A 14970-nucleotide genomic window follows, 5' to 3' on the forward strand; every position below is an offset into this window, starting at 1 on the left:
GAAAAAGCCATTCCCAAGAAGCAGAATGGCTCATGAACACCCTCTTTATTTCGTATCAAAACTGACATGTTTTGTTTTTAAAGGAACGCGGTTCTTTTCAGCCTGAAGCTGACGATGCGCTTCTTTGAAAGTGACAAACATTTTCTTTTCAGGGTCATACAATCGGAACTTTAAAGACTCCAAGCTCGATTTTATCGTGATGGTCGTGGCATGATGAAGCGGAGGATTCTCGTTATGCGCCTTTTCCAGATGGTAATTCGGAACGCGGGGCGCCAAATGGTGCACATGGTGAAAACCGATATTTCCCGTCACCCACTGCAATACTCGCGGCAATTTATAATAGGAACTGCCCTCAACCGCCGCTTTTACATAATGCCAATCTGATTCTTCTTCAAAGTAAGAGTCTTCGAACGTATGCTGGATATAGAACAGCCAAATCCCTAATGCCGTTGCAACGAACATGATGGTCCCCTGGATGAGTGCAAAAGCCTGCCAACCAACGAAAATCGCCATGAAAGTATACATCACCAACACACAGGCATTCGTCAAATACGTATTGAACCGCTCTTTCCTTCTTGCGTCTTTCCTGTTTTTCCTGTTTATAATCAGCATTAAATACAAAGGACCCAACCCGAACATGACGAGCGGATTTCGATAAAAACGATACCATAGACGCTCCCATTTAGATGCTTCTTTATATTCATCAATCGTCATCACCCAAATATCGCCGACCCCCCTTTTATCAAGGTTGGAACTGGATGCATGATGAATAGCGTGTTCCCGTTTCCACTTTTCATATGGAAAAAGTGTCAATATTCCTGTAATCGTTCCGACGATATCGTTTGCTTTTTTACTTTTAAAAAAAGATCCGTGGGTGCAATCATGAAAAATGATAAATGTCCGTACCAAAAAACCCGCCGCAACGACAGCTAGTCCCAACGTCAGCCAAACCGATATGGATAAGCTTTGGTAGGCCAAAAACCATAAAATAATAAAAGGTAAAACTGTATTGATTATTTGCAAGATACTTTTCTTTTTATCAGATTTGGCAAAAACAGCAACTTCTTTGAATAATTTCCTTGTTTTTTCTTTCATCGAATCCTCCTCATGCTGATGAATTCATTTGTTATATTTAATGATAAGATTCTTCTTGCTTCTCGAAAAGACATAAACGTCATTACTTTGAGATGATAAACGTCATATATTGTGAATCACTTCACAATTTTTCCTGCATGACAGGTATTTTTGCCCGTTGTTCGTGAAATAATAACCAAAAAATATAACCTTCGGAGTTGATTAACATTGGGTGCCATCGAAAGGAACGGATTTATATTTGAACCTGAATATAGTGTCATTGAGCAAAATGGAGCCATTCATGTATACCATGAAGGAGAATTTATTGAAGAAATAAAGTTTACTTTTTCTGGAAAGTCCCCCGATCTTGACGGAATTGAGCGGCTCGTTGACGATTATTGCGATCAAAAAGGCATTTGATGTTTTTTAGCGTTAAGTATTGACAGCTATAGCGAAACATTTTACAATAAAAATAGCTACATTGTATAACAAAGTAGTTATTTTTTTATGACACTATCTTGCTTTGACAAGTACCGGTCATGACATCTTTTTATGATCAACTATCTTGTATGGCAATATAGCATCGAAGGAAGGTGCGTATATGTCTGTACGTGTCAATGATAGTAGCTATTTTTTTATGACACTATCTTGCTTTGGCAAGTACCAATCATGACATCTTTTTTATGATCAACTATCTTGTATGGCAATATAGCAACGAAGGAAGGTGCGTATATGTCTGTACGTGTCAATGATAGTAGCTATTTTTTTATGACACTATCTTGCTTTGTCAAGTACCAATCATGACATCTTTTTTATGATCAACTATCTTGTATGGCAATATAGCATCGAAGGAAGGTGCGTATATGTCTGTACGTGTCAATGATAGTAGTTATTTTTTTATGACACTATCTTGCTTTGACAAGTACCGGTCATGACATCTTTTTATGATCAACTATCTTGTATGGCAATATAGCGGCGAAGGAAGGTGCGTATATGTCTGTACGTAGTCAATTGCTGAAAGGAATTTTAGATGGCTGTGTATTGGCAGTGATTGAAAAAGAAGCCGTATACGGCTATGAGCTGTCCAAAAAGCTGCAAGACATTGGCTTGCAAGATGTGAGTGAAGGCACTATTTATCCGGTATTATTAAGACTGCAAAAAAACGGCTTAATAAGAGGCGAAATGCGGCCATCCGATTCCGGGCCGAATCGGAAATATTATTTTTTAACGGATACAGGGCAGGAAACACTAACAACAATTATTGAGGAATGGCACCGCCTCTCTGGTCCTGTCAATACATTACTAAAAAGAAGGTGAAAGATATGAATGTTGACATGCTGATTGAAGAAAACAACAGAAAAAGAGAGTTGCTGACACCGGAAAATGAGAAATACTACGACGACATGTTGATATATATCCGCCTTCAATGGCGCCTTTCTGAACAGCAATCCGAAGAAGTGTTAATGGAAATCCTGGACCACCTCCTTCATGGCCAGGAGGAAGGAAAAACGGCAAAAGACATGTTCGGCCATAACCCGAAGGCTTTTGCGGATGAAATAATAGAACAGCTTCCAAACGAGAAGAAGCGGGAAATCATCCCTTTTTATGCCAGGATCATTGGTAATATTGTCAGTTGGTCGTTAATAATTAGAGGGATTCTGCATTTGATTTTATCGCAATTTATTGAAGTCAATTCAGAAATCAATTTGTTTCAAATGGCTATGAGTTTCTTGGCTATCACATGCTTTGTCAGTTTTAGCATTTGGTTTATTTTGAGACTTGTCCACAACTCTTTATTTAAAGAAAACCGAAACATAAAGCTGCTTACGATAAAAGCCGGATTCGTTGGTGCGGCTGGTATGGCAGTCGTATTGCTTGTTGCCAAGTTCACCCCTGAGATCGGACCATCTTACAACTTGCCTTGGCAAGTATCATTAATCGCGGGGGCTATTCTGTGGCTCATTTTATTTGTGGAAAAGAAACGGTAAAGAACTGGGGGGGAATCAACATTGTTATCAGACAAAAGCAAAGCATTTATTGAGAATCTGCGGCTTTATTTAGTGACATCCGGAAAAAAGCAAAAAGAAATAAATGAACTAATCGATGAATTAAAAGTTCATTTAATAGAGGCGGAAAAACAAGGGAAAAGTATCGACGAGATGATTGACTGTACGCCGGAACAGTATATGAACTCATTAAAAATGAGAAATGGATACAGACTATAAAAACCTTATCAAAAATGTGACAATTATTTTTGCAGGTGTTATTGCTTACTTAATCATGGGATCTGCCATCAAGGGAGAGTTCTCGCTCAATATCGTGCAAGTCATAGTTTTCCCTCTCATCATCATCGCCGGCCTGCTTATTTATGTATTCTTTTTGCAACAGGCGGGAAAAAAGCAATTCTCAACCAAAAAATTATTTGTCATGGGCATGCTTGCCACCACAAGTGTCAATACACTCTTTATACTAGTATTGCTGGGAAGCACTCTTATTGTTGAACCTTTTTATATAGGAACCACTCTTGTCAATTGGATTGTTGTTGGTGTTTGTGCCAGTATTCTTATCATCCTTGCCATTTGGAGCAAGACTTGGTTCTCCATTTTGATCCCCGTCCTGCTGTTTATACCGGATATGCTTTTCCGCTTTTCAAATTTGAGTGATACAACTATTTTCATCATTGGTTTAGCATCTTTCGTGCTTATTTTTATCTTCATGATCATCAACCTCCTTATTATGGATAAAAGAAAGAAGAGATGATCTTGAAGTTGATCACCGATTGGACTATATCATTTTTGATTCAAATGCCAACATTTCGTCCTATTAAGCCGAAATGTTGGCAAAAAAAAACAATATAGCGGCGGCGGCTGTAAGTCATCGTATATTGCCGGGGAAATAATGTTGGCATTATTTTTGCAATATTAAGTAATTAGTTAGCCGATTAAATCTAAGGAGGAATCAGAATTGAAAGCAGCAGTCGTTAATGAATTCCAACAAGAACTGGAAATAAAAGAGGTGGAGATTCCAAAGCCGGAGCATGGCGAAGTGTTGATCAAAATGGAAGCGTGCGGTGTTTGCCATACCGACTTGCATGCGGCCCATGGAGATTGGCCCATTAAACCAAAGCTTCCGGTTATTCCTGGCCATGAAGGCGTGGGAATTGTTGAGCAGGTAGGACAAGGCGTAACATCCTTGAAAAAAGGAGACCGTGTCGGGGTTCCGTGGCTTTTTAAAGCATGCGGAGAATGCGAATACTGCCTATCCGGCAATGAAACCCTCTGTCCCAACCAATTAAATGGCGGCTATTCTGCTGACGGCGCCTTTGCCGAATATTGTGTGGCACCCGCCGATTATGTGGCAAGAATTCCCGATGGTGTGGATTCCGTTGAAATTGCCCCCATTTTATGTGCCGGGGTGACCACTTATAAGGCATTAAAAGTCTCCGGGGCAAAAGCGGGAGATTGGGTGGCCATTTATGGCATCGGCGGACTGGGCCATATCGCCTTGCAATATGCCAAAGCGATGGGGTTTCATGTGGTGGCGGTTGATATTAACGATGATAAACTTCAGCTTGCAAAGGAGCTTGGGGCTGATTTGACCGTTAATGGAAAAACTTCAGACCCTGCGCAAACAATCAAAGATAAAGTCGGCGGCGTGCAGACCGCCATCAGTGTCGCAGTGAACAAAGCCGCGTTTGAGCAGGCTTATCACTCTGTCAAACGCGGCGGATCAGTTGTCTTAGTAGGATTGCCTAATGATGAAATCCCAGTGCCCATTTTTGATACCGTGTTAAATGGCGTAACTGTCAAAGGCTCCATTGTCGGTACAAGAAAAGATATGCAAGAAGCCTTGCAATTTGCTGCGGATGGAAAAGTTCGGGCTATCGTTTCCACCGCCAAGCTTGAAGACATTAATCAGGTGTTTGACAAAATGGAAAAAGGGCAAATCAATGGACGGATTGTGCTAACTTTTTAATGTATCCGTTACTTGATAAACAAGAAAAAGCGTAGCCAATGACATACTAAGGCTTTGCCATTGATAACTATAAAAAGCGGGGAGACAATGACAGCAATCCCCGGGAACCGCTTCCAACGATTGATTCGGGTAGGCAATTCCAAGGTGCATTACCCAACATCAGGCATCCGCTCATTTCATGGACGGGTGCTTTTTTCATTCAATAAGTACCTGAGCTTACGCATGCTTATATTCAAACGCTTGGCTGCATCCTGTCTGTTTCCGATCGTTGCCCTCAGCATTTTCATGACGAATGCACGGCCGATTTCACGTTCCAACTCTTTTACGTTGTGCAGAATCATTTCCATTTCGACTTTGTCTTCATTTTTCCAAACGGCAATCATGTTATCTGTCCATTGTTGCATATATTCCTCAAAATTCTCTTCTTCAGGCTGCTTTTTTTCAACAAGACGCGGCTTGCCGATCCGCATTTTTTCCGGCAAGTGTTTAGGGGTGATGATGTGACTGTCTTCATCCATCACCGTTAATGCCCGCTTAATAACATTGGATAATTCCCTTACATTCCCCGGCCAATCGTATTGCTCGAATATGGCGGCCGTTTCTGTACTTAACTGAAATACAGTTCCCGCCTGTTCCAACAAATGATTTGCAATCAGCTGAATGTCTTCCTTCCTTTCCCGCAAAGGAGGGATGACCAACTTCACAACATCCAACCGATACAGGAGATCTTCCCGAAATGTTTTGCTTTTGACCGCTTCTGCGAGAGCGACATGCGTGGCCGAAATAATCCGGGTGTTTGTTTTTTGTATTTTTTCACCGCCAACCCGCATAAATTCACCTGTCTCCAATATACGCAGCAGCTTCACCTGTGTGGCAAGCGAAGCCTCACCAATTTCATCCAAGAACAATGTCCCTTTTCCCGCCAGTTCAAACACGCCTTTTCTTTCTTTCACCGCACCTGTAAAAGCGCCCTTATCGTGGCCAAACAGTTCGCTTTCCAGCAGTGTGTCAGATAAAGCGCCGCAGTTAATGCCGATAAAAGGCTGTTCATTCCGCTTACTCGCTTGGTGAATGAAATGAGCCAACAGTTCCTTTCCCGTCCCTGTCTCACCCTCAATGAGAACATTGATATGTTTGGGGGCGATTTTATAGGCAAGAGCGAGAAGACGATTCATCGTTTCACTATTCCCCGTCACAATGCCGCTCTTTTTAGCCAGTACTTGAATATCACTTTCCGCCAAGGTTGTTTTGTTTTTCAACAGATGGTCAATGGTTTTTTCCAATACATCTAAATCGGCAAACGGCTTTTCAATAAAGTCGTTGGCACCAAGCTTAATTGCTTCTACAGCCACTTTTATCGTACTATATCCGGTCATAACGATCGTTTTGCACACAGGCATTTGTTCCGTTATCTCTTTTAAAATATCCAATCCACTCGCATCGGGCAACTTCACATCGATCAACGCCAAGTGGTAGGACTGCTGCCGAAATAACCGTTGAAAATCTTTCCCGTTATATGCTTTGTATACTTCTAAGTTTTTTTCTTTTAAAAAATAACTTAAAAAATTGGCGACTTCTCGATCGTCATCCACTATCAATATATTGGCCACAATCCTACACCACCTTTTATGCAGGGTCCTTTTTGACCGGCAAACGAAGAGTGAAAACACTCCCAATCCCCGGTTCGCTTTTGACATCAATCGTCCCGCCATGAGCTTCCGCAATACCAAGGCTGACTGATAGACCAAGTCCTGTTCCTTTCAAAGCTTCTTTCGTCGTATAAAACGGATGGAATATTTCCTTCATTCTTTTTGAATCAATTCCCGGCCCATTATCACTGACCGATAGGGCAACCCCTTCCGGGCTGCTTACCGTTCGAATGACGATTTTTTTGTCATTCTGCCTCGCTGTCTCATCCAGCGCATCCCTGGCATTTAAAAGCAAGTTGATGATAATCTGCTCAAGCTGTTGGATGCTGCCATCGACAAGGGGAATATCGGGATCGAGTCTCACTTTTACATCAATATGGCTCTGGCGAATTTGATACCCGACGAGGCTAAGTACTTGTTCAACCGCCTCGTTGAGGGAACAAGTTTGGAATAAGTATTCGTCCTGCCTGGAAAAAGTGAGCAAATTCCGAATAATATCTTGACATCTTTTGCTGCATTTCAAAACATCTGCCAGCAATTCATGCGAAGGATGACCTTTATCCGCTTTCCGCAGCAATAACTGAGTGTTTCCTAAAATCGCCGTCAAGGGATTGTTCAACTCATGGGCCACTCCCGCAGCCATTTCACCAAGAGCCGCAAGCTTGCCGGATTGCATCATCCGCGCCTCAAAATGGCGTTTTTCGGTCACATCTTTTATATAGGCGATCACTCCGTACATGTCATCTTTTTCGTTTATGATCGGGTATGTATGCACTTCACAAATCGTCTGGCCAAACATTGTTATTTCCCGATAGGCAGTCCTTTTCGTCTTCAAAGTTTCATAAAGCGGACTTTCCTCTTTCATCTGCTCTCCATACAACAAATTGTCCAATGTGTAATCGGCGACCTCCACCCCATCCAAACGGAAAAAAGAAGATGCCGCTCCGTTGCACCGCAAAATGCTTCCGTTTACATCGACCAACATAATCGGATCTGCCACCGCAAGAAATGTCTGCTCCCATTCTTTCTTGCTATTCAATACTTCGTTATATAAACGGACATTCTCAATGCATACTGCCAATTGGTCCGAAAACTGCTGTAAAAACACAAGATCTTCTTTGTCATATGCTGATTGCCGCTCACTCCCCAGACTTAAAACACCGATAATCCGCCCTTTGCCATAAAGGGGAAAAACAAGCACTTCGCGCAAACTTAATTTTTCAAAAGCCACTATTTCCGTGTACGTTTCCCGATCATCCGCATTCACAAAATACACCTGCGAAATACCAGACTCCGCCACCTTCCAATAAAGGGACTTTTCCTTAGGTATCGCACTCCCGATATCAACATGGGCGTAATCACGCGGATATACATTTGTCAGTATCAGTTTGCCGCTTTTAAAAATGGACAAACTCAATCTCTTAAGAGGAAATATTTTCCGCAATTTTTCCAGTATGTTTTTCAGCATGGCGTCCATTGACATATCAATATTAAAGCTTCGCATCACTTCATTGATGATCTCAAGCTGTGTATTTTTCTTCTTCATTTCATCAATCGTTTTTTTGAGTTCCGTATAATAATTGATTTTCGATGAGGAAACCCCGACAAGCCGTTCAATCAACTGCTGTCTGTCTGACATTAGATGCCCTCCTATAATGCGAGTTTAAACAACCTTTCCACATCTGCCGCTGTGATGTCACGGGGGTTGGTAATCATGCAAGCATCTTCTATTGCGACTTGCCCGATAATGGCCGCATCCGAATTTTGCAACCCCATGTCCGATAACCGCTGAGACGCCCCGATATCCAGCGACAGTTGCTTGACATATTCGATCGCTTTTTTCCCTGAATGGCGGCCGTCTTCGCCAAACAGCTCCGCAATCTGATAAAACTTTTCCGGACAAGCCAAATAATTAAATTCCATGACGTAGGGCAGTAAAATGGCATTTACATCACCATGCGGCAGAAGAAATCGTCCCCCGATCGCATGACTCATGGCGTGGACTGCCCCAAGAATCGCGTTCGAGAAAGCCAAACCGGCCTGTACGCTTGCCATGGCCATTTTTTCTTTCGCTTCTTTATTCATTTTGGAAGCGACAGACGGCCGTAAATATTGCGCTACGAGCGAAATCGCACTTTTTGCCTGTACGTCCGTCAAGGGAGTTGCCGCAATGCTGACGAATGATTCGATTGCATGCGTCAACACATCCAATCCTGTTGTCGCCGTTAAGTGGGGACTTTTCGTCATCAATGTCTGGGGATCCACTATGGCAATATCAGGGACAAGGGATTTGGAAATGATCGTCAATTTTTTCTTTTTCTCCGAATCCGTTATAATTGAAAATTGGGATACCTCGGAACCTGATCCGGCAGTCGTCGCGACCATCACTTGGGGAGGAAGAGGAAATACGATTTTGTCCACTCCTTCATAATCATGAATGCTTCCGCCATTTGTGGCAACGATGGCAATGGCCTTCGCCACATCAATGGGACTGCCGCCGCCAACCCCGACAATGGCATCACACTCCTCTTCCAAATATATTTGTACACCCCTATCCACCTCGTCATCTTTGGGATTCGTTGTGATATCCGAAAAAATGACATAGGGAAGCCCGGCATTTTTACAACTGTCTAGTACCTGCTCGAACCAGTTCAAAGCCAGAACCCCCGGATCCGTCGTAATAAACACTTTCCTGGCACCAAGCCTTGCGCAGCTCTCGCCCACCCGCTTAATGGAATCGCTTCCAATAATAAGTTCCGGCATGACGAATTTATTAATCTTCATAAGCGGGCGATCCTCTCCCTCAACTCTTTTATACTATTATAACAGGTATTTTTCTTGACCACCGCATAAAAATTCCAGACAAGTTGCTCTCCATGAATCAAAATGTAAATCGCGACGTTTTCAACTTGAAGCATACTTATATACGTTGAGTTGATCTTATACCTGTCGACCCGGTTGCTGTTTGTAAAAAATACACCGACTCATGTCATGGCTTATTAAGACGAAGTTAAAAGCAAAGCCGCAACTTCGGAGGAAGCCTCAAAAGCTGCGGCCTTTGCTTGCGGCTATTATATTTCTGTACCTAAAAAGAATATACCATCTTTTGGCCCTCTGAAAAAAGTTCTATTTGGCATGCTCAAGGGGGAGCTCCCCCCAATAGGTCATCCGATAAGTGAAAAGCGACATGTTGGACAGCCTCTATGTGAATCTACAGAATCCATTCTTTTACATAGGAAAAAATAACATTTCCTATGAGAAATTTTAAAGCGATGATGATGAAGAGTCCCATTAACAAAACCATTCCTGCTTTCTTGTTATTAGCCATGCGAATCCTCCTTATTCTTCAAACGATAAATTGATAGGTTCATCCAATAACTCGCTGGTGAACTCTAAGTTTGTTGTAGGTGTATTGTGGTCAACTTCTTCAAATGTTATTTCATCCACCCAAACATGGCCTTTCCCTGAAAGCAATACGCCGAAAGCAATGACCGCACTATTTTCCGGCACATCCAAAACAATGGCGTAATGGTTCCATTCATTGTCTCCCTTTATCGGACGATCACTCATATTATCAAATTGCAAGACATCTTGGAGATGGTCATCAACCCGCATCCATAATCCGCAAAATCCATCCACTCCTTTTGATTTGATAAAACCGGAGAGCTTTAATCTTTTCCCCAAATATTTATCCGCTTTGAATTCCTGCATCATCGTTGCAAACTCCCCAACTTCTTCTACAGTGACAGATTTTAAATACCCCGATGCTTGCCCTTTATGGAATATCTCTCTGTCAATCCCCATTTCATAATGAAATGGATGACTACCGCTTAATTGCCATCCTTTTAATAATTGGTCATTTTTCAACTTCATTTCCTCCTTTTGAAATAGCAATTTACTCATGATTTTCCGATATTGGCCCGGTGGCAAATGATAATACTTTTTAAAAGAGCGAGTGAAAGACTCTTGTGATTCAAAGCGATAAAAAAGAGCAATGTCGATGATTTTTTCATCCGTATACAGCAATAATGTAGCAGAATTGGCAATGCGCCGATAGCGCACATACTCGGAAATAGATACACCCACTTCACGGAGAAAAATCCGGTGATAATGATATTTGGAAAAACCAGCCTGCCGGGCGATCCTGTCTAACGATAAATCTGTCTGTAAATGATTCTCGATATAATGAATCGTTTTTTGAATAATCGGGTTGTAGCTCATCACCGTGCCTCCTTGACTATAAGATAACAAAAAGAACGAAAGACTTTTTGACATAAATTGCTCTCTTTTGAAAAGGAAAGCTGGGAATTGCTATTCATACAAATCGTGAAAATAAAACCGCGTGAAATCAAGATTATTACATTTGATTTCATGCGGCATGTTCATCTTATGGATATTGTCCAGCCTCTTCCTACATTCTTCCGGACTTGAAAATCGAGTAGATCATAAATAAAAACATAAGTGTAGCTACGACCGAACCTATTTCAATTGCAGGAAGCCTGAATAAAAAGGCCGTTTTGTCAGCAATAGCGGTCCCGATGATTAAACCGACCATTAAAATACTAAAAGAAAGCAAAATGATACTAAAAGAAAGCCGATTGCTGATTTTATCCAATCTTTGCAGAAAAGTTTGCAACTCTTTTATATTGATATCAAATCGGAGTCTGCCTTTTTTGACGGTTGTCGAGATTTCTTTTAAGTCCTTCGGCAGATCCCTGATGACTTCAATATTCTCAATCATATCCTCCAAAGACCTGCTCAGAATATGTTTTGGGCTGAACCTTTGTTTCATCAATTTTTTGCCGAACGGCTCAACCGCCCTCATGACACTGAATTCCGGATCCAATGTTGAGATAATCTCCTCCATCGTCAAGATCGCCTTGCCGAGAATCGCAATTTCGGTCGGAATCCTCACCCGATGCCTATAAGCGATGGCGAACACATCGGTAAGCGCTGCCCCCATGCTGATTTCCTTAAAAGCAGTATCATAATATTTGCTGATCAAGCGCTCCAAATCATACTGAAGTTCGTGTGCATCCGTATCCCCGTCAAGCAAATCCATCGCAGCAAATGTCTTGATCATCCCCTTGGCGCTTCCTTGCTGGAGATTCATTAGAAGAGAGGCAAAGTGATACTTCAAATCCTCCTTCAACTGCCCCACCATCCCAAAATCCAAATAGGCAACAACATTATCGGGTAAAACATAAATATTTCCGGGATGCGGGTCCCCATGGAAAAAACCGTGCTCCAACACTTGGCTGAACATCGAATCGGCCAGCCGTCCTGCAATCAGTTTCCGGTCATATCCTGCTTCATCCAACTTTTCCACGTGCGTCACTTTAATCCCTTTGATTAATTCCATCGTAAGAACTTTCTTAGATGAAAAGTCCCAGTAAATTCGTGGAATATGGATAGACGACTCATTTACAAATTGCCTCGCAATACGTTCTCCATTACGACCCTCCACTTCGTAATCCAGCTCATCGCGCAAAGAAGCGGAGAACTCTTCGATCATTTCACGAATCCGGTACCGCCTGGCCAGCTCCATCCTTTTTTCGACTCCTCTGGCCAAATCATGCAAAATATCCAAATCGGTTTCAATGATCGACTGGATGTCAGGCCGCTGAATTTTCACAGCCACTTTTTCACCCGTGAAAAGCTGCGCAACGTGTACCTGTCCGATCGAAGCAGTCGCAAGGGGCGTTTGCTGAAATTCTTGAAAAAGATTTTCAAGAGTATCCCCGAGCTCCAACTCTACGATTTCAACCACTTTTTCATAAGAAAAAGGAACGACATCATCCTGAAGCCTCTCCAGTTCGACAGTAATCTCTTCCGGAATCAAATCCCGGCGTGAACTCGCGATCTGCCCCAGCTTGATAAAAGTCGGTCCCAATCCCTGCAAAGTCGTACGAAGTCTGATCCCCAAATCCTTCATATTTTCTTTTGCATCCCGTGACTTTCCAGTACGATCAATCAAACCAATACGAAACAACAAATGACCGAGTCCATTTTTTAAAAAAGCGTTGATAATTTCTTGATAACGCTGGGTGTGTTTTATTCTTCTCCCAAACATCTTCTTCCCCTCCAGCAGCAAATATTAAAAATAAGGTTGCTTTCATTATAAAGTGAATCTTCATTCAGTAGGGCTCCTACTGACTGTTAGTTGAACCAAGCGGGCATTTAGGAGCCGTTATCTCCCACATGGACCTTTTGTATTCACTCAAGATTTTGAAGTGGTGTATATGGCACCTTACACGCGGGATAAAAAACCGAAATGTGATTGCAAAACTTCCATTTTAGCGCATAAATGCGCTTCAAAATTACATTTTGCCTGATTGACTATGCCCAAAGCAATTGTATAATAAAGGCATACGAACATAAATAGAGAGGGGGTAATAATGTGGAACAAAAACTCGATTTGATTATCAATGAGCTGCAAGTTTTGAATAAGAGGGTTTCGACCGTAGAAGAAAGAATGGCCACAAAGCAAGACCTGAAAGCCGTTGAAGAAAGAATGGCCACGAAACAAGACCTGAAAGCCGTTGAAGAAAGAATGGCCACAAAACAAGACTTGAAAGCCGTTGAAGAAAGAATGGCCACAAAACAAGACCTGAAAAACGTTGAAGAAAGAATGGCCACAAAGCAAGACTTGAAAGCCGTTGAAGAAAGAATGGCCACAAAACAAGACTTGAAAAACGTTGAAGAAAGAATGGCCACAAAGCAAGACTTGAAAGCCGTTGAAGAAAGAATGGCCACAAAACAAGACTTGAAAGCCGTTGAAGAAAGAATGGCCACAAAACAAGACCTGAAAGCCGTTGAAGAAAGAATGGCCACAAAACAAGACCTGAAAAACGTTGAGGTAAGAATCAATTCCGTTGAGGACAAACTGTCAGCAAAAATCAATCATGTCGAGCAGAAGCTCGATCGACTGTCAGAAAAAGTCGATGATCACCATATAGAAAGCATTAATGCTGATAATATTTTATTAAATGAAATTAGGACTTTGCGGGAAAATGTTGTCTTTGTAAATCGCAGGATCGCTGATGCCGAATTGGAGGTTAATGCTCTAAAGCATCGTGACTCCACCGGTTGATTGTTGCAGGCTTAAAAAGAAAGCATAGCCATTTTCAAAAACATAGAAACATGAAAAATCCGGATTAAATACCTTTAAAAACAGTCAATACATCAAGAATCCGGATTGTATTCTTCCAAAATGAGCATATTGGCCCAAAAATAGACAGAAACACCCGAAAACCGCATAGCCCTATTTTACGAAAACAGATCAGAGGCTGTATGATTGTAGGAGTTTAGTTGGTTTATTTTTAAGTGCAAATATCTTTCTTTTCTGAATATACAACCATCATTTCCAAGTCATGTTTTGTCCCTTCTATTTTGCAGATTCTCGCTGACAGACGGAAAAACAACTTTGATCCGCGTGAGATTTATTGCTTTGCCTCTTGATACAATTCAATCGGCACTGCCAATCCAACCTTCCCGTAAACATCATGTTTCATCGTCGCAAATACCACTCCTATCACTTGGCCATTGTCATCAATGACCGGGCTGCCACTGTTTCCCCGGTAAACTGGAGCTTTTATTACGATGACTTCCTCCTCCCAATCATTTAACAAAATCGAATCGACGATAGTTCCTTCATTCACAATGCCGTGAAAACGGAGAGGATTCCCGATAAATGTAATCATATCATTCTTACTCATGTAAGCTGGCTGTTCCGCCAATTTAAGAAAAGGCAAGTTTTCACCTTTGACTTTTAACAAAGCTAAATCTATCTCTTCGTAAGTGTCCACCACATCCGCCATATATACGCCCTCCTCGGGAAAATCAACTTGTACCTGTTCATTTCCTTCGATCACGTGATAGTTGGTTAACATGAATCCATTGCTCGAAATAGAAAAGCCCGTTCCCTTGCTATCCCCCGCTGCAATAGTGACGACTGATTTTTTATATGATTGAATGTTTTCATTCGCCGACAGCCTGGCGGACGCTGTCAAAAATTCAATGGCGGGTATGGAGTAAGTTTGAAAAATGAAAGAAAAAGTGCTGAAAAGGAAAATAACCGATATCATCCAAAATAGCCACCTTGGAAAACGGCGGACCGGCTTTTCCGCTTCTTTTTCGAGTGCAGCTTTACGAATTGCTTCCTCTTGGGCATCGTGAACCAGCTTGCTCATTTCCTCTTCGTCCAACTGCTCGAACAAATCGCTGTCAACTGTATTTTTTCTTTCCTCCATGCACTCCCACACTCCTCCGT

General features: G+C 41.9%; 14 protein-coding genes. 7 read left to right on the forward strand and 7 right to left on the reverse strand.

Features of this window, described 5'->3' with window-relative positions:
- Positions 1–45 precede the first annotated feature (45 nt).
- A complete protein-coding gene (locus tag NST31_RS04670; protein WP_339164149.1) occupies positions 46–1095 on the reverse strand; it encodes a fatty acid desaturase in 1050 nt (349 codons plus the stop codon).
- 207 nt (positions 1096–1302) lie between these two features.
- Here NST31_RS04670 and NST31_RS04675 point away from each other — a divergent pair, with 207 nt between their 5' ends.
- The 6 genes from NST31_RS04675 to adhP all read left to right on the forward strand — a co-directional run bounded on the left by NST31_RS04675 (position 1303) and on the right by adhP (position 5049).
- Positions 1303–1494, forward strand: coding sequence for a YbxH family protein (locus NST31_RS04675; protein WP_077109772.1), 192 nt, complete (start codon positions 1303–1305; stop codon positions 1492–1494).
- A gap of 573 nt (positions 1495–2067) precedes the next feature.
- On the forward strand, positions 2068–2391 hold the full coding sequence (locus NST31_RS04680) for a PadR family transcriptional regulator (RefSeq protein WP_077109771.1): 324 nt from the start codon (positions 2068–2070) through the stop codon (positions 2389–2391).
- 5 nt (positions 2392–2396) lie between these two features.
- Positions 2397–3062 carry a DUF1129 family protein gene (locus NST31_RS04685; protein WP_339164153.1) on the forward strand — a complete coding sequence of 222 codons (666 nt, stop codon included), beginning with the start codon at positions 2397–2399 and terminating at the stop codon, positions 3060–3062.
- A 21-nt stretch (positions 3063–3083) separates the two neighbouring features.
- Positions 3084–3299 (forward strand): hypothetical protein, encoded by a 216-nt coding sequence (locus NST31_RS04690; protein ID WP_339164155.1) that lies wholly within the window; start codon positions 3084–3086, stop codon positions 3297–3299.
- Positions 3283–3834 carry a hypothetical protein gene (locus tag NST31_RS04695; RefSeq protein WP_339164157.1) on the forward strand — a complete coding sequence of 184 codons (552 nt, stop codon included), beginning with the start codon at positions 3283–3285 and terminating at the stop codon, positions 3832–3834. Before NST31_RS04690 ends, NST31_RS04695 begins: the two co-directional genes overlap by 17 nt.
- 204 nt (positions 3835–4038) lie before the next feature.
- Positions 4039–5049, forward strand: a complete 1011-nt coding sequence (gene adhP / locus NST31_RS04700; protein WP_339164160.1) for an alcohol dehydrogenase AdhP — start codon at positions 4039–4041, stop codon at positions 5047–5049.
- 176 nt (positions 5050–5225) lie between these two features.
- Here adhP and NST31_RS04705 read toward each other — a convergent pair whose 3' ends face one another.
- The 5 genes from NST31_RS04705 to NST31_RS04725 all read right to left on the reverse strand — a co-directional run bounded on the left by NST31_RS04705 (position 5226) and on the right by NST31_RS04725 (position 12771).
- The gene (locus tag NST31_RS04705; protein ID WP_339164164.1) at positions 5226–6659 is read right to left on the reverse strand and encodes a sigma-54 dependent transcriptional regulator; all 1434 of its coding nucleotides are present in this window, start codon (positions 6657–6659) and stop codon (positions 5226–5228) included.
- 16 nt (positions 6660–6675) lie between these two features.
- Entirely contained in the window at positions 6676–8337 is a 1662-nt protein-coding gene (locus tag NST31_RS04710; protein ID WP_077109767.1) for an ATP-binding protein, read from the reverse strand.
- Positions 8338–8348: 11 nt separating this feature from the next.
- Positions 8349–9482, reverse strand: a complete 1134-nt coding sequence (locus tag NST31_RS04715) for an iron-containing alcohol dehydrogenase (protein ID WP_077109766.1) — start codon at positions 9480–9482, stop codon at positions 8349–8351.
- 555 nt (positions 9483–10037) lie between these two features.
- Positions 10038–10919, reverse strand: coding sequence for an AraC family transcriptional regulator (locus tag NST31_RS04720; protein ID WP_077109765.1), 882 nt, complete (start codon positions 10917–10919; stop codon positions 10038–10040).
- 190 nt (positions 10920–11109) lie between these two features.
- Positions 11110–12771, reverse strand: coding sequence for an AarF/ABC1/UbiB kinase family protein (locus tag NST31_RS04725; RefSeq protein WP_339164169.1), 1662 nt, complete (start codon positions 12769–12771; stop codon positions 11110–11112).
- A gap of 327 nt (positions 12772–13098) precedes the next feature.
- Here NST31_RS04725 and NST31_RS04730 point away from each other — a divergent pair, with 327 nt between their 5' ends.
- Positions 13099–13791: a hypothetical protein gene (locus NST31_RS04730; RefSeq protein ID WP_339164171.1), complete on the forward strand. Its 693-nt coding sequence runs from the start codon at positions 13099–13101 to the stop codon at positions 13789–13791.
- Between the two features lie 349 nt (positions 13792–14140).
- On the opposite strand, the gene NST31_RS04735 is transcribed toward NST31_RS04730, so the two are convergent.
- Positions 14141–14950: a serine protease gene (locus tag NST31_RS04735; protein ID WP_339164172.1), complete on the reverse strand. Its 810-nt coding sequence runs from the start codon at positions 14948–14950 to the stop codon at positions 14141–14143.
- Between the last annotated feature and the right edge of the window lie 20 nt (positions 14951–14970).

It is taken from the genome of Siminovitchia sp. FSL W7-1587 (assembly GCF_037963795.1).
Classification (GTDB): domain Bacteria; phylum Bacillota; class Bacilli; order Bacillales; family Bacillaceae_C; genus Siminovitchia; species Siminovitchia thermophila.